This window comes from Streptococcus orisratti DSM 15617 (assembly GCF_000380105.1).
In the GTDB taxonomy this organism is placed as follows: domain Bacteria; phylum Bacillota; class Bacilli; order Lactobacillales; family Streptococcaceae; genus Streptococcus; species Streptococcus orisratti.
The window spans coordinates 14,613-41,204 of record NZ_KB904462.1 but is presented as its reverse complement, the minus strand read 5'-3'; the positions used below and the strand labels follow the sequence as shown (position 1 = coordinate 41,204).

Here is a 26,592-nt window from a genome sequence, read left to right as displayed (position 1 = left end):
GAGAGACAGGCAAATCTAAATCAAGTAGCTCTTTGGCTAAGGTATTACCACCCATGGTCAGTATAGCTTGAATCATGGTTTTCATCGTTAGCTGACTTTTCCGACTAAAATCTTTTTCAGGATGAAGCACAAACTGGTTTGCGGTGGAAACGATGTTGTTAATACTATCAAGTAAATGAGCTTTAATCTGATCTAACATGACTTTTCCCCTTTTATTTTTAGTGTACCATAGAAAAAACTAACCTACCACAAAACGTGATAGGTTAGTTAACTTAATGACATTGGGAGCAAAGGGCTCCATCTTTTTGAAGCTTATAGCAAACCAACTCGCGGGAAAATTCTCTTTGCTGGAGAGAGAACTAGAGTCTAGCAGGCCTATGGTATAATATGGATGAGAAAAGAGAGGTGGATTCCTATGAAGTTATTGATTATTGAGGATGAGCGTGATTTAAATCTTAGCCTTACTAAACTACTAAAGACTCAGTCATACAGCGTTGATAGTGCTTTTGATGGCGAGGAGGGAATGGACTTTATAGCAGTGTCTGACTATGATGTGATAATTTTGGATGTCATGATGCCAAAGATGGATGGTTTTACCTTTATCCAGGAACTTAGACAGTCAGGATCTAAGGTTCCCGTCCTCATGTTGACAGCCAAGGATACGGTAGAGGATAAGATCACAGGATTGGATTTGGGTGCGGATGATTATCTGGTCAAACCCTTTGAGTTTGGCGAGCTTTTGGCGAGACTCCGTGCCATGTTGCGACGTGACAACCGAGAAGTTCTAACCAGCAATATCCAGCTTGGTCCAGTGACCATTGACTTTGCAGGGTGTCGTGTTTCAAAAAATGGTCAAGCTATTGAGCTGACGGCTAAAGAATACGAAGTACTGGAATTTCTAGCCCGTAATCCAGGGGTGGTCATGAGCCGTGATAAGATTCGTGAACATGTCTGGGACTATGATTATGAGGGAGACTCCAACATTATTGATGTCCTAATAAAAAATATTCGACGGAAATTGGACGAAAGTAGCAAGGAGTCGCTCATTCAGACCAAGAGGGGGTTGGGCTATGTTATTCACAAATAAGCTGAAACAGTTTCGCCCTCAGCAAAAAAATTCTAGTATCATCAAACGGGTCACTCTTTGGTATTCAATCTTTATCTTTCTCCTCTTGCTAGGGATTTTTGCTTTGGCTTTCTTCATGTCAGGCTCTTTAGCAAACTCTATAGGCAAACAACGTTTGGAAAATGCTGCGCTAGAGATGAGTCAGGATATTGAAGATTATGAAACTTTTGATGATGGTATCTACTACGCTATTTATACCACAGATGGTCACTTGCAAAGAGGCACTTTCCCTAAAAATTTCGATATCAGTCTACCTTTTTCAGAAGGTAAAATTGGTACGACTCAAACCAGTGAAAGTTCCTTCTACTACTATGATGTTAAGATTGAGAATTCTAACCGCTGGTTGCGAGCTGTGAGAGCAAAGAATCATATCAGCGAAGAGTACCGTTTTTTTCTAATTTCTCTGGGAATTATTGCACCACTGCTTTTGGTTTTTATTGTCTGGGGTGGTTACCTTATCTTGAAGAGAGCCTTTGTGCCAGTAATGCGTATTTCTGAGACGGCTCAGTCTATCACGCAAAGTCAGGATTTTTCTCAGCGTATCCCTGTGGCGGATCAATTGGATGAATTAACCCAGCTAGCGGCAACTATCAATAAGATGTTGGAAACCATTGATGCTTCCTTTGAACGTGAGAAGCAGTTCAATCATGATGTTTCCCATGAATTGCGGACACCCTTGACCGTTATCCTGTCAGAAAGCGAGTACGGTCAGACCTATGCGGACAATTTGGCGGATGCCAAGGAGTCCAACGCCATAATTCATCGACAAGCGCAGCAGATGAAGGCCATGGTTGAGCAGATTTTGGAATTATCCCGCTTAGAAAGTCATGAGGAATTATCTCTAGTATCACTAAACCTGTCAAACCTAACGAAGCAAAAGCTCCAAGATTATCAACGGCTTTTAGCAGACAAAGCCATCCAGTTAAACAGTGACATAGACGAGAATCTGCATATTTCTGGCAATGAACTTCTCATCAACCGTCTTCTGGACAATCTTCTCTCCAATGCCATGAAATTTACCAAGAATCAGATTGAAGTGACCTTGAAGGTGCAAGACAAGGAGTGTCAGCTAGTCGTTGCGGATAATGGTTTGGGCATTTCAAAGACTGAACAGGAAAAAATCTGGCAAAAATTCTATCAGGTGGATGCTGCCCGTAGTAAGTTAGGACAACAAGGCGTCGGACTAGGTCTGTCATTAGTCCAAGAAATTATTCGCCAGCATCACGGAAGAATTGAAGTGATGTCATCAGAAAATCAAGGGGCACGATTTATTGTGACTATACCTTTGAGAACTGATACTCAATGAAAATCAAAAGTAGCCTAGGAAACGAAGCCGACGATAGAACTTGAGTTCATCAAGGCAAGTTGACAACGGATAATTTTGATTTTCGAAGAGTATGACTAAAGATAGGCGATGAGAAGTAGACTATCTAGAAGATCTTCAAAGGCATCCGAGAAGGTCAAGTTTAATTTTACAAATTCGTTGTAGAAAAGGGAGTGTGAGAAACAAACAAATCTGCCAATCAACCACTGCGCTGAGTTGTTGACGCTAGCTCTAAGGAGTGGTGCTGGGCTTGGGCTCAACCTCTACTTTTTGTCGCTGTCTGTTAGCTATTTATACAAAATTATTGACAATATCAAGAATAATATCACTTTATTCACTCAAAACAACAATTCAAGGTGAAATAGTAATAATGAATAGGTTATCTGAGTTGATTTTGTATCCGATGATATGAAATCAAATTCAATTTTTTCTGTTTTAGGCTAATTTCATGAAAAAATCACCTCAATTATCAGAGAAACTCAATAATTGAGGTGTGATTAAATCATTTCATTAGGCAGGTAGATTCATTCAGCTTTTCTTTAATTATTCCGTCACCTTGCTTTGAGGACTGCCTGCTAAAAGTAAAATGAAAGACTATAAAAGCAAGTTGTGAGAGATGAAAGGATGCTTTATCATAATTTCTGCCAGTGGTCGGTCAGATAAAAATTATAAAGCAATAATATAATTGTTTTTGTGTTACAAAATAAGTATGACATCATTTTCTTCTGATAAGAGTTGCTCTGGCAGGTAGGGGCTATCTAACTCTTGTCCGTTTAGGAAGAGTTTGCTAAAGCCTGATTCCTTGTGGTTCGGGTTTTGAACGGTAATGTGCAATTGCTTGCCGCGGAAGGTCTTGTTCATAGAGAAGCTATCCCAATCTTTGGGGATGGCGGGGCTGAGTTTGAGTCCCTTGAGGTCAGGACGCAACCCCAGAATACCTTCAACACAGCCTACCATAACAGTTGAAGCTGTTCCTGTCAACCAGTGAACGTGTGAATGACCAAAGTGTGGGCTGGCAGGTCCCTCAGTAAACTGCCCATAACAGTAAGGTTCTAACTGACGGATGTCAGCACGATCATTTTGTGCAGCCGGAGCATTTTCCATAAAATAAGTGAAGGCACGCTCACCTTGACCGCGTAGGGCTTCGGCTAAGATAAGCCAACCTTGTGATTGTGAGAAGATGCCGGCATTTTCCTTATTACCTTGATTATAAATAACTGCAAGTGCGCCATCAAAGGCATATTTGTGGTATGGGGGATCCATGAGAATAGCACCATATTTCGTATTGAGGCGATTGAAGACATTGTTCATGGCTAAGTCAGCCTGTCTATCACTGGCTAGTCCACTAATGATAGCCCAGCTTTGTGGATTGAGCCACATATTGGCTTCCGGAGCACAAGCCTCACCAATGCGTTCGCCTGTTTCAGTAAATCCACGTACAAAACGGTCATTATCCCAACAAAGTTCTTGAATTTTTGTAGCCATATTCTCCAGTTTAGTATCAAGAAAAGTTATGTAGTTAGTATCACCTTTAGCAATTGCTAAATTTTTGAGGATAGTCAAGGCGTAGTAAAATTGCAGAGCAACAAATGATGACTCACCTTGTGCTCCCAAGCGTAGGCAGTCGTTCCAGTCAGCATAAAGACCTGCGGGCATCCCATGTGGGCCTAGATTGTTGAGAGAGAAGGTAATGGCTGCCTTTAAGTGCTCGTAAACTGTAGCTTGCCCTTTGTTTGCATAGGGAATGACCTCATCCAGAAAGGCAAGATTTCCCGTCTCAGCCACATATTTGTAAACCGTTGGGAAAAGCCAGAGAGCATCATCAGCGCGATAGGCTGGATGCCCCGTTTCTTGGACATAAGAGGCATCGTCTGGCGTGTCCTCATGCCCTGGATTGTGATTGAATTTAACCAATGGCAATCCGCCACCGTTATCCACCTGTGCAGAGAGCATAAAGCGTATTTTTTCAGCAGCCATTTCGGGCTTGAGATGGATGATGCCTTGGATGTCCTGCACTGTATCACGGTAGCCATAGCCATTGCGTAAACCACAGTAAATAAGTGAAGCTGCACGTGACCAGATAAAAGTCATGTAGCAGTTGTAGGCGTTCCAAGTGTTAATCATGGTGTTGAACTCAGGGCTTGGTGTTTTTACTTGCAGATTGATTAGACGATCTTCCCATTCTAATCGAAGATCATTGACTTCAGTATCAACAGTTGCTTTAGGAACGTTATAGTTTCGGAGAATAGCCTGCGCTTCAAGAGATGACTTTTCACCAAGAATAAAGACAAGTGTTTTACTTTCCTTGGGTTTAAGAGTAACTTTACTTGCTAGCGCACCGCAGGCATTTTCATTATAACTTGTGATATTTCCAAGATCACCAGAGGTGACTCCGATAGGTTTGTCATAGCTATTATAGGATCCGAGAAAGGCCTTTTTATCGCCGCAAAAAGAAGAAACTTCCTGTCCAACCAAACCAAAGAAACGTTCTGTAACAGTTTTTTCATCAACTTCTTCATCAGATTCTAAAGTATCTAAATTCCCATGGAGTTGTTGAATAAGATGATTGTGCTGAAAAAGAGTGCGCGTGATAAATAATGAATATTGCAAGTTAACTTGATCTTGCTCGTAGTTAGGGTGGTTGGTAAATTCAGCGTAACCAGTCAGAGTTAGGTGCCGGGTACAGTTAGAGTTGTTAGTCACTGTAAGCGCCCAAACTTCGTAGCTTTGCCCCTTTGGAACATAATAGGTGACTTCTGAATGAATGTCTGCATAATCAGCGATCATTTTCGTATATCCCATACCATGATGACACTCGCTATGATAATTTTCTAAGTCCTTTCCAACAGGCTGCCAAGAGGCAGACCAGAAGTCTTGACTGTCGTCATCACGCAAGTAAATATAGCGGCCAGGTTGATCAAAATGATTAAAGATATAACGTAGGATACGCCCATTTGCACCAGATTTAGCAAAACTATAGCCACCAGCATTATTGGAAATGATGGCACCATATTCTGGTGAACCAAGGTAATTAACCCAGGGTCTTGGTGTATCAGGTTTGTTGATTACATATTCACGATTGACATCGTCAAAATATCCGTACTTCATGAAATTCTCCTTAACAATTATTGTTTTACTATAATCCCTTTTGGGGATGGTATGTGAAACTAGATTTAACTTTTTGCCTTACAGTTATTACTTATACTTAACGAAAATCAAAATCAGACTAGCTTCAACAGTCTGGGAGAGGGCAGTTGAAGGTTGGAATAAAGTAAACGTTGTTCGTATTAATAACTTACAAATACGAATTGAAGTTCATTAAATCAAGGCTAAAAGACCTGATTTTAAATTTTCGAAGCATAATAGGGTTAGAGGTTGACTCTAGGTAACTATAAGATTTTTAAAACTGTTGCAAATTTTCCTTGTGAGGAATAACCTAAAAAGTATTTTAGAGCCCGTACTCACAAGCGAAGTGTTTATAGATAAGAGGTAATTTTTAGCTAATCAAGGCAGTTTTTTGAGAGAATACTAACTGTATTTTGAAAAAACTAACGATGAGTAGCTCAAAAACTAGCCTTAGATAGAAGTGCTGAACTGTGAATACAGGTTCTTAATTCAAAACAATAGTAATACGGTGCTCTGCATCATCTAGTTGGTCTAATTGTGTCTTAGAGATGAGGACAAAGGCATCATCTGTAATGTCTAAGTTCTGACCGTCACAATTGGCTTCTGTTATCACATAGTCACCAAAATCTTTGTGCTTACGATTTTCATAAGTGATATGAAAAGTCTTACTGTCAAATGGTGCGGTGATAGAAGCTATGCCCTTTTCATCAAATTGTTCTGCTAAGAGCTTAGGATAGAGTACTAAGTCACCTGATTTTCCGTGAAGTCCAAATACTTCAGTGACCATGGTCAACATGTACCAACTAGCTGCTCCTGTCAAGTAGTGGTAAACACCTCGACCATCTGAGCGAAAATATTCAGGTATTCCTGGATAGATGCGGCTAGTCTCAAAGTTTAAAGCAGTGTCAGCTAAGGATTTAAGTGCTTTCCAGCCTTCCTTGGCAAAACCGCGACGGTAAAGAGCATTCGCATACATAACAGTCATATGTGAAAAAACAGCCCCATTTTCTTTTTCGCCATAAGCAAAGCCAAACATACGTCCTAAATCACTCTTAATTTCTTTGAAATCTGTATTTAAGCGATAACCACCGATTTCTGGGTGATAGAGATAGTGGTCAGCGCTAGCAGTCATTTTACGAATTTGTTCATCAGTAGCTACATAATTCATGATGGTAAAGACTTGTCCGGTTAGCATCATATGAATTTTGCCGTTATAGTAGCCATCGGTTGCTTTGCCGCTGTTGTCGTAGTAGCTATTGTACCAGCCTTCTGCTTCATTGATATCTAACCATTCGTTTTGTTGTAAATGTTGACGTAACCAAGTTGCTTTTTGAATAAGGTTGAGCGAAATTTCTGATAGGCTTAATTTTATTTTGTGACCATTGGTATTGTGTTGACATTGATTAGTATAGGCATCTAAAATGTGATGTTTACGATTAATTTTATCGTAAATATCCGAATCACTTTTCAGAAGCAATCCAATTTCTTCCAAGATTTCTATGGATTTTATATTAGTTCTACTCTCTAGTAAACGAACGAGTGAAGCCAATTCCATAAGATTACCAGAGTAGGCTGCAGTAAAGGCAACACTTTCGCCATTCTCATCGGCCATATCAAGGGCATCATTCCAATCAGCTCCACGGAGGCGATAGACATTGTGTTGGCCGACTTCGTAGAAAGCTGTTAAATGTTGGATAAGCAGATGTTCTAAGATAGAACCAGTATAAAGATCATTAGTTGCAGTTCGCTGTTCATTACCATAGGTCTCAGTCCAGAGATTGTCAATTGCTGTTCCACGTTTAACATGAGAATCTTTGAAGTAGGAGACTTCTTTAGTCAGAATATCGATATCACCAGTTTGGTCAATGTAAAGTTTTGTTGTGATGAGTGGCCAAAGTGCATGATCCATCCAAACACGACTGATACCATTACGATCGGCCAAAAATTCTCCCTCCCCTTGTCCAATGATAGTAGCATTGGTACCGTCAAGACGAACTCCTTTGTAATTATTTATAATCATACTACTAACAGCTTTAGGATCCATGAGCAGAAGTGAGAGGCAATCTTGCCACAAATCACGCCAACCTCGTCCTCCACGACCATAATCATGATGTGGAAGGAAGGAGCAACCGAAAATGCGGCGTAAATAAGGCTGAAAACAAACCCATTTCATGTAATTATCAAAATTAATGTCCTTAGTATGGAATCCAACGCTAACTTTATCTAACCAATAGTTTTGTGTTTCTACTAAACTAGACCGAACTTGAGAGAGTTTACTATATTTCTTCGCCATATTGTGTATGGCTTTTTCTTCCTCTTCAATTCCCATAAGGATAATAAAAGATTTGCTTTGACCAACATCCAATGTAAAGGAATCAAAGCGAAAGGCTCCCATAGCTTCACGACCATCAATACTTGTTTGTGAATCGAAACCTGTTGAATCTTTAAAAACAGCAGCAGGGTGGGTAAAGTTTCCAGCTTCACCGATAAAACTTTCAACGGTAGGATAGAAGGTCTGTGGTCCTTTTTCTTTGTCGTCAAAACCAAAAACATAATAAATTTTATTGTTAAGACGATGGCCACGTTCGTCAAAGGACATTGTTGGACGAACTTCAACACCAAATTGATTTGTCTTGATACGGTGTAGCATAGAGGTTACATTACGATGATCTCTAATATTGTCTGCGCTCCGTCCAAAAATTGGAATAGCAGCATAAGGGGTTAGGATTTGTTCCACCTCGGATTTATTAATAATGTCTATTTGCATAATTTCAACATTTTCGTTGTGTGGAATAAAGGAAGTAAGGGTTGCTGTCAGCTGTGGTTTTTTTAATTGACGCTCCAATTTTTGCCACATGAAACCTGCACTTATGCGACTTTCTTCTTGTTCATCGCTGAATTTCTGTGCTTCCTGTCTAGCAGAGGCTCCCGTTAATGAGGCAATTTGTCCAAATTGATTTTTTATCCAAAAGTTTCGAGTAGAACGGTTATTGTGTAAATTATCAATACTAACTGGTTCTATCAGGAAGGATTCTTGATCAATTTTTGAATCTCCTCCTAAATTTGGACTAATGGCACTTTTTAGTCCAACTTCTGAAGCAAGAGGAAAGTACAAAGAATTGATATTTTCAGGGTGATCAAGGGTGAAATCACCATTATTATTAGTAAATGTTAAATGCTCCATCTTAGTCTCCTTATTTTAAGAACCTGTATTCACAAGTAAAGTGCTTTTATATAAGAGATAGTTTTTAAGCTAATCAAGGCAGTTTTTTAAGAGAATGCTGACTGTATTTTGAAAAAACTAACGATGAGTAGTTTAAAAACTGGTCCTTGATGGAAGTGCTGAACTGTGAATACAAGGTCTAAGTTATCTTACGTGCTTTATTTTAAAGAAAAGGCTTTCTTTAAAAAATAAAAAAAAAGCGAAAAATATCAAAAATCTGACATCAAGTCAAAAAACAATAAAATGGAATTTTAAAATAGTTTCGTTGAATTTGTCTGGACTTAAAGCGATTAAAACCTTCAAATGCTATTATATTAATGTTTTATAGCACTAAATAGATATTTTGAGATAAAAATGTTCTATATAAATACCTTGAAAGAAATAAAAATTGAAAAAAGAAAAAAATGAAATGAGGTCAAAAATCTGATATTTTTTGAAAAAATATAATATAACCCCCCTAGCATTCAAGGTATAATTCAAGTACAAAATACATGAGGAAGTTCCTCAGAAAATTAAAGGAGAATTTTTATGAATAAAAAAGTAAGCGCTTTAATAGTGATTGCTCTTGCAGCTGGAACAATGGTTGGTTGCTCTTCAAAAAGCAGTTCTTCAGCAGGAACATCTGCTAAAGAAGGAAAAGTTATCAACATCTATTCTTGGAATGATGAATTTCGTCAACGTGTAGAAGCAGTTTATCCAGAAGTCAAGGAAACTTCAAAAGATGGAACAGTGACAACCTTGAAAGATGGAACAGAAATTCATTGGATTGTTAATCCTAACCAGGATGGTGTCTATCAACAAAAACTTGATGAGGCTCTGCTAAAACAAGATTCAGCTTCTGCAGATGACAAGGTTGATATTTTCTTATCTGAAACGGATTACGTCAACAAATACTCTTCCAAGGAAGCTAATGCAGCGATGCCTTTGAAAGATTTAGGAATCAATCCGAAGAAAGATTTGGCTGATCAGTATGATTTTACAAAAGTAACCGCTTCTGATGAAGATGGTGTTCAACGTGGGGCAACATGGCAAACTTGTCCAGGTGTCCTTGTTTACCGCCGTGATATCGCCAAAGCTGTTTTTGGAACAGATGATCCAGAAGCTATTGGTGAAAAAGTAAAAAGCTGGGATACCCTAAAAGCTACGTCTAAGGAATTGCAAGATAAAGGCTACTTAACATTTGCTTCTTATGCAGACACTTTCCGCCTATATGGAAATAGTATCAAAACTCCTTGGGTTAAAGCTGGTGAAACAACTATTAATGTTGGTCCAGAAGTAATGAACTGGGTTAAAGATTCTAAAGAATGGCTTGATGCAGGTTACTTTAATAAGACCGTCAAAGGTCAATGGACGGATGATTGGAACAAGGCTATGGGATCTAAATCAAATGTCTTTGCTTTTCTTTTCCCAGCTTGGGGAATTGATTTTACCTTGAAACCAAATTGGGATGGTGCTGAGGGAGCTTGGGCTGTCACAAATCCACCACAAGAATATAACTGGGGCGGTTCTTACATTCATGGTGCTGAAGGAACAGATAATCCCAAACATGTCAAAGACATTATATTAGCCTTAACTGGTAATAAGAAAAATCTGTTGAAAATTTCTAAAGATTACCAAGATTTCACAAATACTAAATCTGGTATGGAAGAAGCAGCTAAAGATGACAGCTTTAAATCAGATTTCCTTGGCGGACAAAATGCCTTTGAATACTTCTCACCAGTTGCAGAAAGAATTAAAATCGCGCCATTATCAGCTTATGACCAAGGTTGTGTCGAAATCTTCCAAAATTCATTTAACGACTATCTCCAAGGTAAAGTAAGCTTTGACAAGGCAAAATCCAACTTTGAAACAGCCATAAAAGAACGTTATCCAGAAATCACAGAAATTAAATGGCCAAAATAGAAAATAGTATCCGCGGTGTTAATTAGCACTGCGGATAACTAAAGGAGTAAGAAAGATGAAACAAAAACGCAAACGTATTGATTATGGTAAATGGGGTTATATTTTCATACTGCCCTTCTTCCTAAGTTTCTTTATTTTCTCTTTTATTCCGTTGGTTGATACGGTTCGTTACAGTTTTTACGAATACTACCGTTCAGGGATTAGAGAAATCGGACCAACATTTGTTGGCTTGGAAAATTACATCAGCTTATTGAAGTCAGATATGTTGAAATATGCAGGAAACACTATGATTTTATGGTTGATTGGTTTTGTTCCTCAGATTACAATTGCTCTTCTTTTGGCTAATTGGTTTGTAGATGCACGTTTGAAAATCCGCGGTAAACAATTTTTCAAGGTAGTTATCTATCTTCCTAACTTGATTATGGCCTCAGCCTTTGCCATGCTCTTTTTTACCCTTTTCTCAACTAATGGTCCAATCAATTCTATTTTAAGCTCTCTTGGTTGGATTAAAGAGCCAATTGATTTCATGGGAACGGCTTTTGGTACGCGTTCACTGGTTGGTGTAATGAACTTTCTGATGTGGTTCGGAAATACAACTATCATGCTCATGGCAGCTATTATGGGAATTAGTCCAGATATTTTTGAGGCTGCTGAAATTGATGGGTGTAATAGTCGTCAACGTTTCTTCTATATTACTCTTCCGATGATTCGTCCAATTCTTGCCTATACTTTAATTACATCTATTATCGGTGGACTACAAATGTTTGATGTTCCGCAAATTTTGACCAATGGACAAGGAGCACCAGACCGAACCTCTACAACACTCATCATGTTCTTGAATAATCACCTGAAGAGTAAAAACTATGGTATGGCGGGTGCTTTGTCGGTTTACCTATTCGTTGTCAGTGCTTTTCTTTGTTGGTTTGTTTATAGGATGACTAATAATGAACTTAAGGCAACGAAACGCAAAATGAAGGCTAGAAAGGCATAATGAGGTGGTATGATGTCAACAAAAGCACAAAATCGGTTACGCACTATTGTGGCACATTTCGTATTGATAGTTCTCTCTTTCATGTGTCTCTTCTTTTTCTACATTCTATTTATCAATGCAACACACTCACATGCTGAACTGCAAAAAGGATTTTCAGCTTTGCCAGGGAATTCCCTTTTTAGCAATCTTTCAAAAGTTGCCAATGATGGTAGTTTCCCTATGTTCCGAGGTATTTTAAATAGTTTGATAGTTTCAGGCTTTACGGCAGCTATTTGTACCTACTTTTCAGCTTTGACAGCATATGGACTGTATGTTTACAATTTTAAATTAAAGAAAATTGCATTCACCTTTATTTTGGCAATTTTAGTGATGCCAACTCAAGTAACTTCTATGGGATTTCTTCGTTTGATAACTAATATGGGAATGTACGATAGTTTGTTACCACTGATTATTCCAAGCATTGCGTCACCAGCTGTTTTCTATTTTATGTATAGCTACTTGCAAGCTTCCTTACCACTTTCCTTAGTAGAAGCTGCACGAATTGATGGCTCTAATGAATTTCGCACTTTCAACACCATTGTTCTTCCTATCATGAAACCAGCTATTGCGGTTCAAGCTATATTTACCTTTGTTGGCTCATGGAATAATTACTTTATTCCAGCTTTGGTCATTCAATCCAAAGATAAGATGACTGTGCCAATTCTAATTGCCACTCTCCGTGGCGCGGACTACATGAGTTTTGACATGGGTAAAATCTACACCATGATTTTGGTAGCCATCGTTCCAATTATCATCGTTTATCTCTTCCTCTCTAAATACATTATTGCGGGTGTGACTCTTGGTGGTGTCAAAGAATAGGATTAGCCCCTACCTTTATAACTTTAAATTGATATTTTTCCAGCAATTTCTAAGCTCTGATGAGAGCTGCTGGTTTAATATCTTTTTGATTGACATCATACTTAAAGCGTTTCTAAGTGAAATGTATTGAAAATAGCAGAGCGATTATTGAAAGTCGTATGTTACTAGGAAGCGTGAGCTGTATAGGGTGTATTGAGACCAGATTGATCTCGCTATATTTAACTACACTAGTATAATTCCCTCTCCTAGTTTATTGATATTTCAATTTGCTAGTTTAAATTTAATTATTAAAAAATATGAAAATGGAGATTTTTTATGACAAAAAAACATGTTCTAAAATATGTATGTTATGCTGCGGCGCTATGTAGCTTACATGTTGGTTTGGCAACTGTTTCAGCCGAAGACGATGTGACAGTTTCAATACAAGCGGACACAACTCAGCTTACTCCTACAGTCACAGAAACTAATCCTGTTGATACAACTGCTGACGTTTCTTCAGCAAGCGATGTTGTTCAAAATACTACTAGTACAGAAGCTGCTACGACAGTTGTTGAGGATGCCGGAGCAACTGTAACTGCAGAAGCACCTGTGGAGGAAACTGCACCAGCAGATACAACAGAAAAAACTTTGCCAACTGAATTTAGAACTGAATTTGATAAATTTGATGAAGCCACTATGGCTAAAGCTGACTGGTGGAATGGTAATCCTTTTGGAGCTGTCTGGAAACCAGAAAATGTCAAAGTTGATAACGGTATCATGACGCTTACCATTGATAACGGAACAGATACAAGTGCACCAGTTGAATTTATTTCAGGTGAATTGCGTACCCAAGAATTTTTCCACTATGGAATTTACACAGTTAACATGAAGCCAATTAAAAAACCTGGTACAGTGAGTTCCTTCTTCACTTATACAGGTCCAAGCGATGATAACCCTTGGGATGAAATTGATATTGAATTTCTTGGTAAAGATACAAGTAAAGTTCAATTTAACTACTACACAAATGGTCAGGGAGGACATGAATATATCCATGATTTAGGATTTGATGCTGCAGAGGACTTTCACACCTATGCTTTTGATTGGCAAAAAGACAAGATTACTTGGTATGTCGATGGAGTAGCCGTTTATACAGCAACTGAAAATATTCCAGTGACTCCAGGTAAAATCATGATGAATGCTTGGCCAGGTAAAGGTGTTGATGATTGGTTGGAACCCTATGACGGAACAACACCCCTTGTTGCTTATTATGACTGGATGAGTTACGAGAAAGCTACTTTCAAACCACTTCCAACGGAAGAACCAACTGAGGATGATGACGTTGAAATACCGACTATTGACAAAGAACCAGCTAAAGACGATATTGTTGAAGTACCAACTAAGAAAGATTGCATAGAGAAAACGAACAAAACTGAGATTCCTGTAGCAGAAAAAGAAGTACAAAAAACTAGTGTTGCAAAGATTGCTAAAAACGATAATCAAAAATTACCGAATACTGGTGAAAAATCAGGTCTAGTGGCTTCTCTAGCTGGTAGTTTTCTTCTAGTTGGAGCTGCTATTTTCAAACCAAAAAGAAGAAAAGGATAGCTCCTTTTGGAACTAATGAAAGGTCAATAAATCTAATTTAGATAAGGATGGAAAACTGTTGTAATGAAAAATACGAATCCCCAATTTGGGACAAAGTTTGAATATTATGATGATAGCTTTATGGAACTTAGAACAGGTTCAAATGGAGATATGTTCAACTGTATTTGGAAACCAGAAAATGTCACTTTTAAGGATGAGCTCATGTCCTTGAAAATCGACAGTGATGGACAAGGAGGTTATACAGGAGGTGAATGGCGCACCAGAGACTATTATCATTATGGGTTCTATCAAGTTTCCATGAAAGCTATTAAAAATCCAGGTGTTGTCAGTTCTTTTTTCACTTATACTGGACCAAGTGATGGAACGAAATGGGATGAAATTGATATTGAATTTTTAGGAAAGGATACAACTAAAGTTCAGTTTAACTATTTCACGGATGGTGAAGGAGAACATGAGTATTTATTTGAACTTGGATTTGATGCATCAGAGGATTTTCATACCTACGGATTTGACTGGCAAAAAGATAGTATTACTTGGTATGTAGATGGTAAAGCTGTTTATACGGCAACCGAAAATGTACCGGAAACGCCAGGAAAAATCATGATGAATGCTTGGCCAGGAATTGGCGTTGATGATTGGCTAGCATCGTATAATGGATACACTCCATTATATGCCTACTATGACTGGATTAGCTACGATGAATCTGTTACCAAAGTTAATGTTTCATTTTCATCTGGAAAAACTTATAAAATCGTTTCCCAAAATAGTGGTTATGCCTTGGACCTTGCTTGGGGCGATAGTAAAAATGGTGCCAATATTTTACAATACCCCTATCAAGGTAACTTAAACCAAAAATGGTTGTTAAAACCCATTTCAAATGGCTATTATGTCATTGAAAATAGTGTATCAGGGAAGGTCCTAGCTACTCAAGATAAGACAGCAAAAAATGGTGGCAATGTATGCCAGTGGGAGTACCAGTATCTTCCAAGTCAAGAATGGGAGATTATTCCGACTGGCGATAACCTTTATAAGATTGCTAATCGACAGACAGGGTTGCTATTAAATGTTTCTTATGCCAGTAAAGATAGAAATGCTAATGTTGAAGTCTATCATGATGTTGATAGCCCAGCACAAAGTTGGTGGATTGACCTTGCAGAATGATGTATGACTGGCGGTTATATAAGTTCTGTTTTTTGATAAGACTTCTTGGATAAGAACTATATTTTTAAAGGAAGTGACAGCAGCAGAGTTCAGGATAAACGCATGAAGAAAATCATTTGTTGAAAAACGTTTGAAAACCTAAAAATCTCAAATTTTTAGGTATTTCGAGAGAGTTTACTCAAAAATGGTTGTCTTCTTTTCCCAAAATAGCTCTTGAAAAAATTGCTTTCTGTAACTATTGTTCTTGACACCCTAACTTTTCAGAATAAATTTTTGTATTTCAGAAATTTATTGGAACTTTTTTCTTCATGCGTATGTCGTGCAGCGGAGTTACCTTTAAAAGAATTGGCACAAGGAATATGATATAATGGATTACGGTATTGCTCTCTTTTTTGAATTCCTTTGGTGGAACATTGCTTTTATCAAAGTAGCTAGCTACCGATTACGTTTAATATTTGGAGGAACTGATGAACTACCAAAACGAATGGAAGTTGTTTGCTGCTAGTGATAGTGCTGATGAGATGGAACACCGACCATTAACTGAAGAGTTCTTGTTTTATCAAGCAGTTTCTACTGGAGATGTTGAAGCTGTCCGAAAAAATTGTGAACAAGAGCGTTTTACAGAAAAAGACGGTGTTGGTCAGCTTTCACGAAATCCGGTGACAAATTTGAAATACCATTTTGTCATCACAACGGCTCTTATCACACGCATGTGTGGACAAAACGGCATGGAACTTGAACAAGCATTTCGTCTTAGTGATTTTTATATTCAAAAGTTAGATGACATCCACACTGTTCAAGAGGTTCAAAATTTACATGATGAGATGGTTATTGATTATACTGAAAAAATGAGGCGAAGTATTCAAAAGGATGTAACTTCTAAACACGTTGCAGCTTGTAAGGATTACATTTATTGCCACATCAAAGAGCGTATTACCGTTGAACAGATGGCTATGGAATACGGAGTTTCCCCAAGTTATCTATCACGTTTGTTTAAAAAAGAGGTTGGCGTTTCGGTAAGTTCTTATGTTAGGGGTAAGAAAATGGAAGTTGCCAAAGATTTGCTAAAATTTAGTGACTATTCCATGATTGAAATTGCTAATCACCTGTCCTTTTCCTCCCAAAGCCATTTTATTCAACAATTTAAAGAGACGGTAGGCATTACTCCTAAGAAATATCGAGATACCCATCATACTGTCAAATGGGATAAAAATGTTTCAACGAAAGAAAATGAGGAATAACAAGGTCAGCAACAAATTCTCATTCAAAGAAATTAACTAAATGCGAAATGCATGAGTAAAATTAAAGTTGAGAAAGGTAAGTTGACTAAGTGTTATTTTGGTTTTCACAAGGGACAAGCGTATGGTTGTGAATTGCCTCTCATCCCATAATTCCGATGAACTAAACAGTAGCCTGTATCGTTTAGCTACAGACTTATCTAACCTCAAAAAAATCAAAAATAGCAAGTTCAAATCTTTTCTTAGCTGTCAGCACCCAAATTATCGTGATTCCTTTTCATTACGAATAGTTTTCTCTTTCTATATTTTCAAAGATGATATTGAAATAAAATAAGTTTACCTTGGCGCGCGTGTAAGAAGAAGTACAGAAACCTAAGAAGAAATGTGGTTAAAAAAGCTAAGACGAGTTCTGTGATACGTACTCGCTTGGTTCTGTGTGCCAAACGCTACGGAAGAAGCTATGCAAAAATTGGATGACTTTATGGACTAAGTCCTGCTCAATAAGGACCAGATGGACATCATCTACGTATTGGTACAGGTGGCATTCGCGAAGGTGTAACTAAGTACTTCTGTCATAACAAACATGTCAAATCCTTTGGCTACGCCCCACAAAGTACAGGTAGCTCAGGCTGCACTATTGCTAATTTGGGGTGAAAAACATTAGAACAAAGCAAAAACCATGAGGACGCCCCCATGGTTTTGTGATATGTTGCCAATAAGAGTTTACCCTTTACGGCGCTTAGTGAGTGTTATTGTTAGATAGTCTCCGTAAAGTCACCATCAATTATGCCATCATTGTCTTGGTCCTGACTTTGTTTAAAATCATCATTATATTCGTTAAATACTTCATAGTTATCAGAAATATTTCCATCTAATAAATCTGCAAATGTATCTGCCAACCTATTGCCCATTGGTTTAAAGGTTAGATAAGTTAAGCTTCCAGAAACTACACCGCCAATGACTGGTACGATCTTAGTGATGGATTTTCCAACTGTTTGCTTAGTGATTTTATATCCTAATGTACTGCCTATTTTCTTAACCAAGGGATACCAAGTCGTTTTAGTCAGAGCTTTTTGTGTTATCTTTTTTCCAATGCTGTTACCAGCTGTTTTAGAAATACTAGCAATTAGGGCAGAGGAACCACCTGCACCAAACATAATACCAAGATAAGAGATGATACGAATTTGTACTTCCTCTGGTAATTTATCATAATCACCGTTAAATAGGTTATCTTCACCAAATAAATAAGCAATCTGTTGTGACAAATTGAGTGCAAAACCAAAATATTGAATGATATCTGCGCCACCTGATGCAACAGCAGTAACAGGGCTAGAGGGGATGCCGGTTAAAAAGGAAGCCATAGAGGTCTTGTTTGTAGTATTGGCTATAACTTTTTGAGCTCTTTTTCGCAATGCTCGACTGGTAAAGACACTTTGAGGACCGTCTTTAATAATTTTTTCGATGTGTTCATTACCAGAGAATTCTTTTCTCAAAAATTCTTCACGGTTTACTTTTACAAATGGCATTTGGCTAGCGGCAGTTACTGTTTGGATTAATACTTCATACATTTTGTTTTGATTATTCTCAGACATGCCAGTCTCCTTTCTTAAATGTCAGAATAAAATTGGTTATTACTTATTTTTACTATGAGTTGGCTTTCATATCCTTAACTGTATAAAGAGTCAGAAATAGTCTTTCGTATCTCTAACCATATCTCCACCTCCTAAATTTTTAAACTCTCTCTCTTTTCAAGAGAGTTTAAAGTATAATTCTAACTAATTATACTTTAAACTCATTGTCCTCTTACTTGAGTTCTCTCTTGGCTCAAAGTGAAGTTTGGCTGATGATTTTGGAGGCTGCTATGTCATTTTTAGATGATTTTTTACTATTTTCTGAAAATAGTTTCATGAGCTGTCTCTGTTTGATAAAAAATTAAGAAAATTGCTGTTTTTAAAATTAAAACGGTGCCCCATTTTCCTAAAAAGCATATCGCTGCATATTAGTGAATGACTTCATCGCTAAACATTCAGGAGTGAAAGTGTTTTGCAAGTTTACATCGCCCAAACTTTCTTAGGTGAGAGGTGATTGTCAATACTAGCAGTGACTTTTTTTCGCTTAGAGCAGAGTGTTAACTTGGTTATTGGCTGATAGTTAGGTAAATTCTTCATAATGAATGTAACGTAGCCAAAGAAGCCTTTATCGTTGACAAATGTAGACGAATGAGATAAAATAAATCTACAAATGTAAACGAAAGGAGTTTGCCATGCCAATTTCAAATGCAGAATGGGAAATCATGCGGGTAGTTTGGGCCAAGGAGCAGACCACCAGCGGTGAGATTTTGACTGTACTTAGTCAAAAGACCGATTGGACGGTGTCAACTGTCAAAACTATGCTCAAACGCCTAGTGGATAAGGGTTATCTGACCACGGTCAAAAGCGGTAAGTCTTTCATTTATAGCGCGTGCTTGACTGAGGAAGATGCTCAGAACGAGCAAGCTGATGAGCTTTTCGCTAAATTCTGCCAGCGCAAGCATCGGGCTATCTTAGAGCATCTGCTGGACAGCACCCCTATGACAATGGCGGATATCGATGCTCTGCAAGCTCTGCTATTGACCAAAAAAGCATCGGCAGTCGAGGAAGTGCCCTGTAACTGCACGCCGGGGCAATGTCGCTGTAAGGAGCATGTGGAGGTGAGTGTATGAAAGAAGAAACGTTTGTCATTGATGGCATGACTTGTGCGTCCTGTGTGATTAATGTGGAAAATGCTGTCAAAAAGTTGCAAGGGGTTGAAACAGCTGTGGTCAATTTGACGACGGAGAAGATGACGGTGGACTACAATCCTGATGTGGTGAGCGAGAACCAGATTGAGCAGGCGGTTGCTGATGCAGGATATGGGGCAACGGTCTTTGACCCGTCAACTGCTAAAAGTCAAGCCGAACGCCAGAGTGAAGCCACACAAAATATGTGGCATAAATTCCTCTGGTCAGCCGTTTTTGCACTCCCCTTACTTTACTTGTCAATGGGCTCCATGATGGGACTTTGGGTGCCAGACATTGTCAATATGTCGCTCCACCCTATGATTTATGGGCTGGTGCAATTGGTCTTGACCCTGCCTGTCATGCATTTTGGTCGCCGCTTTTATATCAATGGCTTTCGCACCCTCTTTAAAGGCCATCCTAACATGGATGCGCTGGTGGCATTGGCAACGTCGGCTGCCTTCCTTTACAGCCTTTACGGCATTTACCACATTGCGCTGGGACACGCCCATCACGCCCACGAGCTCTACTTTGAGTCGGTTGCTGTGATTTTGACCCTGATAACTTTGGGTAAATATTTTGAAACCTTGTCTAAGGGACGCACATCAGATGCTATTCAAAAGCTTATGAAGCTGTCCGCCAAGGAAGCCACCGTTATCCGTGGCGGTGTCGAGCAGGCTATCCCTATTGAGGAAGTGGTTATCGGCGACCGCATCTTGGTCAAACCTGGTGAAAAAATTCCTGTAGATGGCGTGGTCTTATCAGGACATTCTGCCATTGACGAGTCCATGCTTACGGGTGAATCTATTCCCGTGGAAAAGGTCGCTGACGATAAGGTTTACGGCGCCTCTATCAACGGCGCTGGCGCACTGACCATTCAAGCAGAAAAAGTTGGCGATGAGACCCTCTTGGCACAAATCATCAAGCTGGTGGAGGACGCCCAACAAATCAAGGCGCCTATTGCCAAGATTGCTGACCGTGTTGCGGGTGTCTTTGTTCCGACAGTCATTGCCATCGCCCTTGTGTCAGCTCTCTTCTGGTATTTCGTTATGAGTCAAACCTTTGTCTTTTCCATGACTGTTGCTATTGCAGTGCTGGTTATCGCTTGCCCTTGTGCTCTTGGGCTTGCAACACCGACAGCTATCATGGTTGGTACTGGTCGTGGCGCTGAGAATGGTATTCTCTATAAGCGTGGTGACACCCTCGAAAATGCCCATCATATTGACACCATTGTCTTTGACAAAACGGGGACTATCACGCAGGGCAAACCCCAAGTGGTTGACATCTTTGCTTATCAGGGAACAGCAAAAGACCTTCTTGCACAAGTGGCTTCTATTGAAAAATTATCAGAACATCCTCTGAGTCAAGCTATTGTGGAAAAAGCTAGCGCAGACCAAGTAGATTTGCTTGAGGTGACGAATTTTACCTCCTTGATAGGCTTGGGGTTAACAGCTGACCTAGCAGGGCAAATCCTCTATGTCGGGAACCGCAAATTGATGGAAGAACAAGGTGTTGACTTAAGCGCAGCTGAGCAAGCGGTGCAGGCTGCGACCGAGCAAGGTCAAACTCCGATTTTCATCTCGGCTAATGCAAATCTACTGGGACTTATCACCGTAGCGGACTTAGTCAAGGAAGACAGCAAGACTACTGTCGCTAAATTGCAAGAGATGGGTATTGACGTGGTGATGTTGACTGGTGACAATGCAAAAACTGCGCAAGCCATTGCCAACCAAGTTGGTATCAAGACTGTCATCAGCGAAGTGTTACCAGATCAAAAATCACAAGCCATCCAAAATCTACAAAGTCAAGGCAAGATCGTTGCTATGGTTGGTGATGGTATCAATGATGCCCCTGCTCTAGCGACTGCCGATATTGGTATCGCTGTTGGTTCGGGGACAGATATTGCTATCGAGTCAGCAGATATTATTCTCATGAAGCCTGAAATTTCTGATGTCATCAAGGCGCTCAGCATTAGTCGCTATACCATTCGTGTCATCAAAGAAAATCTCTTCTGGGCTTTCATCTACAATATTCTGGCTATCCCCGTTGCCATGGGGCTCCTCCATCTTTTCGGTGGACCGCTCCTCAATCCAATGATTGCAGGCCTTGTCATGGGATTCAGCTCTGTGTCGGTTGTCCTCAACGCTCTCCGCTTGAAATACATCAAGTTGGATTTGTAGTAGTTAATTGATTGATGGTTTAATAGAAATCCCTCTTTTACTTTCAGAATATAAGGAGTACTACGGGCAGTTTTACCGCTCACCAACAGGCACTTTCCGCCGTGGGAGTGGGGCAGAACCCCAATTCTATGGTTCTCTCCACTTTCCGATTTCTAGATGTCGACCTGAAACAGTTCACTGGACTGTTTCACTCTCACCCCCGCATAGCTCAAAAGGTTTGGGGAACCTTTTGAGGTTGGAAATGAAGTGAGCGTAGCTCACCACAATAGTATAGGTGCTTTAGCACCAATTAACCGCTGCGCTATGATCCCTAGAACATTTAAGTTCTAGGGGTGGAGGTCTGCGAGACCTAGGCTCGCTGAAAAGGAATGGCTTTAACAGTTTGGGAGACTGTTAAAGGTTGGAAATAGGGCAAGCGAAAGCTTGTATCTATCGTCCATAGGAGGTCGCTTCCGCCTCCCACCACCTAAAGAAAAGTGCAGAAAATGATATTAAGATATTAAGTTGAAAAGACTATAATTAAAAATAATGATAATAAAAAGGAGTCTATCATGGAAAAAACATATGAAGTAGCTGGCATGAAATGTGACGGTTGCGTCAAAACTGTAACGGAAAAACTTTCAGCCGTACGTGGTGTTGAAAAAGTCGTTGTTGACTTGGACAAAAAACAAGCTACCGTAACTGGTAAGCCTTGGGTATGGTCACTCAAACGTGCTCTCAAAGGGACAAAGTTTACATTAGGCAAAGAAGTTTGCTAAAAAAACAGGAGTCCTCCTGTTTTTTTAGTTGTAAAAATGATAAACTTATGGAGTAGGAAAATTTTGCTTAGGTGACAAATGACGATAGATGTTTGGGAAATTTTAAGTATTGTTGGCAGTGTGGCTTTCGCTCTGTCAGGAGCCATCGTAGCCATGGAGGAAGACTTTGATCTGCTGGGGATTTTTATTTTAGGATTTGTGACGGCTTTTGGCGGCGGTGCTATTCGGAATGTTCTCATCGGTCTGCCTATCAGTGCGTTGTGGAGTCAAGGACAAGCTTTTCATTTTGCTTTTGCTGCGATGATCTTGCTGATATTTTTCCCAAAATGGGTAGGCAAAGGTTGGCTGAAAGCTGAAGTGCTAACAGATGCTATCGGTTTAGCGGCTTTTAGTGTCCAAGGGGCGCTTTATGCAGTAAAGTTACATCAACCTCTAAGTGCAGTTATCGTTGCCGCTGTCTTAACTGGAGCTGGTGGCGGTGTGGTTCGAGATGTATTAGCTGGACGAAAACCAAGTGTTCTGCGAAGTGAGATTTACGCTGGCTGGTCTATTTTAGCTGCTCTATTACTTTATTGTAAAATTGCTAAAAACGATCCAGATTATTATCTCTTGGTGCTAGTTTTAACATGCTTACGGATGATTGGCTATTGGCGTCAATGGCATTTGCCTAAAATAAAATGGAAGGTAGACGAAAATGATTAAATTAATTGCAATTGATATGGACGGAACGCTTCTTGATTCCAATAAAAAAATACCAGCAGAAAATATTGTTGCTATCCAAAAGGCAGCTGCAGCTGGTATCAAAGTTGTTCTGTGTACAGGTAGGCCCAAATCTGGAATTTTACCTTATTTTGAGGAGCTTGGTCTGACTGAGGAAGAATACATTATTATGAACAATGGTTGTACTATCTATAGTACAAAAAACTGGGAGTTAATGGACTATGCTCAGGTGACTACAAAAGAATTGGAAAGCCTTTATCAAGCAACGCAAAGTCATCCAGATGTGTGTTTGACCTTAACAGGAGAAGAAAATTATTATGCTGTCGCTAATAAAGTACCAATGCTTGTTCAATATGATGCTGACCTAGTGTTTGCGGAAGCTAAGTCAATTAGCCTAGAAGAAGTAAAGAAAAGCTCCGAGATTATCTTTCAAGCCATGTACATGGCTGAAGAGTCGTTATTAGATGCTTTCCAAAATAGCAAAGAGGCAGAGTTATCTCAAGATTTCAGTGTAGTGCGCAGCCAAGATTACATTTTCGAAGTGATGCCAAAAGGTCACACCAAAGCCAGTGCCCTTAAAAGTCTCTCTGAGAAGTTGGGCTTTTCTCCAGATCAAGTCATGGCTCTAGGAGATGCGGCTAACGACCTTGAAATGCTGGAATTTGCTACTCACAGCGTGGCTATGGGTAATGCAACAGAGGATATCAAGAAGCGCTGTAGATATGTGACTAGCAGCAATGATGAAGCTGGGGTTGCCAAGGCTATCTACGATTATGCATTATAAAAGGAACCCATTGTGGTTCCTTTGTTGTTTTAAAATGGCAATAGAGGTAAATCCATGGCAGCCAAATCTTCTTCGGCAATACGCATGTTATCTGTAATCCAATTACGAAGAACAGAAATGATGGCACTACTCCAAAAAGAATTGCTGTATGCAATGAGACATTTGCGTTTATACCGCTGGTAGGCGGCAATTCGTTTGGCTATAATCTTGTTCAACAAATCTTCGCAATGGTTTTTGAAAATTAGAGCAAGGATATGAGCCTCTTTGCGAGCTTCTTGGAAAAGATAAAGCCAGGCTTGATAAGTCTGTGTTTTTAGCTCAAATTGTTTTAGACCACGCCCTACCTGGCGGACAGTCTGTTTCAAGAGGCTTTCCAAAATATCTTCTTTTGAGTGGTAGTTACGATAAAAAGCATTACGTGAAACGCCTGCCTTTTTGACCAATTCTGAGATAGTAATCTGAGAAAGTTGCTTACTTTCCATAAAAAATAGCAGAGCAGTCTCTATGGCCTCCCGTGTTAAAGAGCGATTTTCTGTATTGAATTGGGTTAAGTTTCTGATAGAATTAGCTGAAACCTGCCTTTCAGTCATGACAAATTCTCCTTAGTTGTGACAGCGGACGTTTTTTCAAAAAGAAAAAAAGTCTTTAATGGTATAATTTTAAGTGAAAAGGCTTTATTTGTCAAATAAAGTAAGCAATAAATACGTAAAATCAGGCTTCAAGGCAGAGTTATAGACTAATTGTCCTGAAATTTTATCATTAGAAAGAATTAGACTGGAGGAAGTAGAGATGAAATGGAAAATTGTTGTTGATTCTGGATGTGATTTTAAAACTGTAGAAAATTTACCTGAGGGAGTGTCTTTTCAAAATGTACCTTTAACCATTCAAATTGGTTCTGAAATTTTTGTTGATGACGAAGGGTTAAATATTGACCAAATGATGGAGACATTGTATGCCACCAAATCATCAGCAGGTTCAAGTTGTCCCAGTCCAGATGCCTTTTTACAAGCTTACCAAGGAGCAGAAAATGTCATTGCCATGACTATTACAGGTTCTCTCTCGGGTAGCCAAAATAGCGCTCAACTAGCAAAAAACCTACTTTTGGAGGAAAATCCTGTTGTCAATGTTCACGTGATTGACTCACTGTCAGCAGGAGGAGAAATGGATTTGATTGTTTTGGAACTTATACGCCTAATTGAAGCGGGACTGAGTTTTGAGGAAGTTGTGAAGGCCATCACTGATTATCAGTCTAAGACAAAACTGTTATTTATTCTTTCTAAAGTTGATAATCTAGTCAAAAATGGGCGCCTTAGTAAGCTTGTCGGCAAAGTTGTAGGTCTTTTAAATATTCGTATGGTGGGAGAAGCAAGTAGTGAAGGAAAACTTGAACTTCTTCAAAAGGCGCGTGGCCATAAGAAATCTGTAATTATTGCTGTTGAAGAATTACTCAAAGCAGGTTATAAAGGTGGTCGTGTTGTCATTGCACATGCCAATAATATAAAAATCTGCCAACAATTGGCAGAAAAAATTCAAGAAAAATTTCCAGAAGCTAAAGTCACTTTCCTTGCAACATCTGGTTTATGTAGCTTTTATGCTGAAGAAGGTGGTGTATTATTAGGTTACGAAATTTCCTAGTTATCCATTGAAAAGCAAATATTATTGACTTGATTGACGAAAAATTTAAATATCATGCAAACAAAAGGAGCGAGATTAAATCTTGCTCCTCTTACTTTTTTTGATAGCGATGAGTGTTGTAGTAATAATGAAAAAATCCATTATTAGGGCAGGATAAGCTTTAATAGTCCAATCATAGAAAGACCAAAGTAACATATTTTCAATAATAACCCAGCGTAACCATTGTATTTTATTGGTCATAAACGTTGCAAGGGTATAAGAAATAGAGGATATAATGGGGAAAAAACCAACCCAACCAAGATTATTGAAGTAAGCCCCTAAGCTAAGTTGGAGAAATACAAATAAGGTTGCAGTCGCCCAAGAATACCATTTCTTAATCATTAATAAGTTGCGAATGATAGAAATACTAATAGAAATAGCTCCAGTGTAGCCTCCAAGGAGGAGATTAGCTATCATTGTAAAAACATAATCAGCAACCTGCCAAACAAGCATTCTATCTTTGTGTTTAGTAAAAGCCGAGACGGCAAGACAGCTAGCACCGATAGCAGAGAAAATAAGTCCAATAGACATTATTGCTCCTGCTGAATGATTTCAGATGTATAAGTTGATGGTGCTTGATTTGAATAAGTATTAGAATAATAAGTATTCATAGAGTCATAACTAGTAACTGCGCTAGCTTGAGAAGCAATAGCTTTAGAGACAGCATCAAGTCGTACCTGAAGTTCAGCTTTTTTTGAGTTATCAGTTAAGGCATCAATGGCTTCTTGAGCAGCAGCAACATTTACAGTAGTTTGCGTCTCCTCAGCAGTCTTAACAGCCTCTTCTGCAGCTGTTTGTTTGGTTAACTCAGCTGAGACCGTATCGATGCGAATCTGCAATTCAGTCTTTTTAACGTCATCTTTAACAGATTTGATGGCTTCTTGAGCAGCAGTCAGATTTTCTTGGCTAGGATTAGACTCCAAAGCTTCAACAGCAGCTTTGGCAGCACTAAGCTCTTTTGATTCTGAATGAGTAGATTGTTCAGTGGATACTTGTTTAGTAGCTACTGATGAGTTTGTAGCATTATTTTTATTTCCAAAAAGGAAGTAAACGCTACCTGCTAAAGCAACCATTAGGATACTTAGAATGAGATAGACAATCTCACTTTTAGAAGTTTTCATTAAAATCCCTTTCGCATTTGTAAAAAATTCCAATACATCCATTATAAACCGGATTTTTCAATAATTC

The 26,592-nt window shown here is 39.1% G+C and carries 20 protein-coding genes and 2 pseudogenes; 15 read left to right on the top strand and 7 right to left on the bottom strand.

All coding sequences use genetic code 11. The features are described from left to right. A pseudogene (locus tag A3I7_RS13125) lies at window positions 1–199 on the bottom strand (IS4 family transposase); the annotation flags it as partial. A 216-nt stretch (window positions 200–415) separates the two neighbouring features. Here A3I7_RS13125 and A3I7_RS0104885 point away from each other — a divergent pair. Together A3I7_RS0104885 and A3I7_RS0104880 are read left to right on the top strand one after the other, a co-directional pair. After that, entirely contained in the window at window positions 416–1,087 is a 672-nt protein-coding gene (locus A3I7_RS0104885; RefSeq protein WP_018375663.1) for a response regulator transcription factor, read from the top strand. Next, window positions 1,071–2,432, top strand: a complete 1,362-nt coding sequence (locus A3I7_RS0104880) for a sensor histidine kinase (protein ID WP_018375662.1) — start codon at window positions 1,071–1,073, stop codon at window positions 2,430–2,432. Before A3I7_RS0104885 ends, A3I7_RS0104880 begins: the two co-directional genes overlap by 17 nt. A 714-nt stretch (window positions 2,433–3,146) precedes the next feature. Here the strand turns inward: A3I7_RS0104880 and A3I7_RS0104875 are convergent. Together A3I7_RS0104875 and A3I7_RS0104870 are read right to left on the bottom strand one after the other, a co-directional pair. Then, on the bottom strand, window positions 3,147–5,558 hold the full coding sequence (locus tag A3I7_RS0104875) for a glycoside hydrolase family 94 protein (protein ID WP_018375661.1): 2,412 nt from the start codon (window positions 5,556–5,558) through the stop codon (window positions 3,147–3,149). A gap of 502 nt (window positions 5,559–6,060) precedes the next feature. Then, on the bottom strand, window positions 6,061–8,760 hold the full coding sequence (locus tag A3I7_RS0104870; RefSeq protein ID WP_018375660.1) for a GH36-type glycosyl hydrolase domain-containing protein: 2,700 nt from the start codon (window positions 8,758–8,760) through the stop codon (window positions 6,061–6,063). A 567-nt stretch (window positions 8,761–9,327) separates the two neighbouring features. On the opposite strand from A3I7_RS0104870, the gene A3I7_RS0104865 reads away from it, so the two are divergent. The 7 genes and pseudogenes from A3I7_RS0104865 to A3I7_RS14500 form a co-directional block, all read left to right on the top strand. Further along, the gene (locus A3I7_RS0104865; protein WP_018375659.1) at window positions 9,328–10,701 is read left to right on the top strand and encodes an ABC transporter substrate-binding protein; all 1,374 of its coding nucleotides are present in this window, start codon (window positions 9,328–9,330) and stop codon (window positions 10,699–10,701) included. 55 nt (window positions 10,702–10,756) lie between these two features. Further along, window positions 10,757–11,692, top strand: a complete 936-nt coding sequence (locus tag A3I7_RS0104860) for a carbohydrate ABC transporter permease (RefSeq protein WP_018375658.1) — start codon at window positions 10,757–10,759, stop codon at window positions 11,690–11,692. A 9-nt stretch (window positions 11,693–11,701) separates the two neighbouring features. Further along, window positions 11,702–12,550: a carbohydrate ABC transporter permease gene (locus A3I7_RS0104855; RefSeq protein ID WP_245538840.1), complete on the top strand. Its 849-nt coding sequence runs from the start codon at window positions 11,702–11,704 to the stop codon at window positions 12,548–12,550. 315 nt (window positions 12,551–12,865) lie between these two features. Beyond that, window positions 12,866–14,134, top strand: a complete 1,269-nt coding sequence (gene bglS / locus A3I7_RS14735; RefSeq protein WP_018375656.1) for a beta-glucanase — start codon at window positions 12,866–12,868, stop codon at window positions 14,132–14,134. 63 nt (window positions 14,135–14,197) lie between these two features. Continuing rightward, window positions 14,198–15,295, top strand: coding sequence for a beta-glucanase (gene bglS / locus A3I7_RS14730; RefSeq protein ID WP_018375655.1), 1,098 nt, complete (start codon window positions 14,198–14,200; stop codon window positions 15,293–15,295). A gap of 467 nt (window positions 15,296–15,762) precedes the next feature. After that, window positions 15,763–16,536: an AraC family transcriptional regulator gene (locus A3I7_RS0104840; RefSeq protein ID WP_018375654.1), complete on the top strand. Its 774-nt coding sequence runs from the start codon at window positions 15,763–15,765 to the stop codon at window positions 16,534–16,536. A 353-nt stretch (window positions 16,537–16,889) separates the two neighbouring features. After that, window positions 16,890–17,187 (top strand): annotated as a pseudogene (locus tag A3I7_RS14500) (Smr/MutS family protein); the annotation flags it as partial. Between the two features lie 101 nt (window positions 17,188–17,288). On the opposite strand, the gene A3I7_RS0104835 reads toward A3I7_RS14500, so the two are convergent. Continuing rightward, the gene (locus tag A3I7_RS0104835) at window positions 17,289–18,125 is read right to left on the bottom strand and encodes a hypothetical protein (RefSeq protein ID WP_018375653.1); all 837 of its coding nucleotides are present in this window, start codon (window positions 18,123–18,125) and stop codon (window positions 17,289–17,291) included. A gap of 671 nt (window positions 18,126–18,796) precedes the next feature. Here A3I7_RS0104835 and A3I7_RS0104830 point away from each other — a divergent pair. The 5 genes from A3I7_RS0104830 to A3I7_RS0104810 all read left to right on the top strand — a co-directional run bounded on the left by A3I7_RS0104830 (window position 18,797) and on the right by A3I7_RS0104810 (window position 23,730). Beyond that, window positions 18,797–19,234, top strand: coding sequence for a CopY/TcrY family copper transport repressor (locus A3I7_RS0104830; RefSeq protein WP_018375652.1), 438 nt, complete (start codon window positions 18,797–18,799; stop codon window positions 19,232–19,234). Continuing rightward, on the top strand, window positions 19,231–21,468 hold the full coding sequence (locus tag A3I7_RS0104825) for a heavy metal translocating P-type ATPase (RefSeq protein ID WP_018375651.1): 2,238 nt from the start codon (window positions 19,231–19,233) through the stop codon (window positions 21,466–21,468). Before A3I7_RS0104830 ends, A3I7_RS0104825 begins: the two co-directional genes overlap by 4 nt. Before the next feature lie 551 nt (window positions 21,469–22,019). Further along, complete coding sequence (locus A3I7_RS0104820) at window positions 22,020–22,226, top strand: heavy-metal-associated domain-containing protein (protein ID WP_018375650.1); 207 nt, start codon at window positions 22,020–22,022, stop codon at window positions 22,224–22,226. A 78-nt stretch (window positions 22,227–22,304) separates the two neighbouring features. Then, window positions 22,305–22,928 carry a trimeric intracellular cation channel family protein gene (locus A3I7_RS0104815; protein ID WP_018375649.1) on the top strand — a complete coding sequence of 208 codons (624 nt, stop codon included), beginning with the start codon at window positions 22,305–22,307 and terminating at the stop codon, window positions 22,926–22,928. Next, window positions 22,921–23,730 carry a Cof-type HAD-IIB family hydrolase gene (locus A3I7_RS0104810; RefSeq protein WP_018375648.1) on the top strand — a complete coding sequence of 270 codons (810 nt, stop codon included), beginning with the start codon at window positions 22,921–22,923 and terminating at the stop codon, window positions 23,728–23,730. The genes A3I7_RS0104815 and A3I7_RS0104810 overlap by 8 nt, the downstream gene beginning before the upstream one ends. 29 nt (window positions 23,731–23,759) lie before the next feature. Here A3I7_RS0104810 and A3I7_RS0104805 read toward each other — a convergent pair whose 3' ends face one another. Then, entirely contained in the window at window positions 23,760–24,320 is a 561-nt protein-coding gene (locus A3I7_RS0104805; protein WP_018375647.1) for a TetR/AcrR family transcriptional regulator, read from the bottom strand. Window positions 24,321–24,519: 199 nt separating this feature from the next. Between A3I7_RS0104805 and A3I7_RS0104800 the strand changes: the two genes are divergently transcribed. Continuing rightward, a complete protein-coding gene (locus A3I7_RS0104800) occupies window positions 24,520–25,365 on the top strand; it encodes a DegV family protein (RefSeq protein WP_018375646.1) in 846 nt (281 codons plus the stop codon). Between the two features lie 75 nt (window positions 25,366–25,440). On the opposite strand, the gene A3I7_RS0104795 is transcribed toward A3I7_RS0104800, so the two are convergent. Beyond that, a complete protein-coding gene (locus A3I7_RS0104795) occupies window positions 25,441–25,935 on the bottom strand; it encodes a YgjV family protein (RefSeq protein ID WP_018375645.1) in 495 nt (164 codons plus the stop codon). After that, window positions 25,935–26,525, bottom strand: coding sequence for a hypothetical protein (locus tag A3I7_RS12505; RefSeq protein WP_018375644.1), 591 nt, complete (start codon window positions 26,523–26,525; stop codon window positions 25,935–25,937). The genes A3I7_RS0104795 and A3I7_RS12505 overlap by 1 nt, the downstream gene beginning before the upstream one ends. Window positions 26,526–26,592 lie beyond the last annotated feature (67 nt).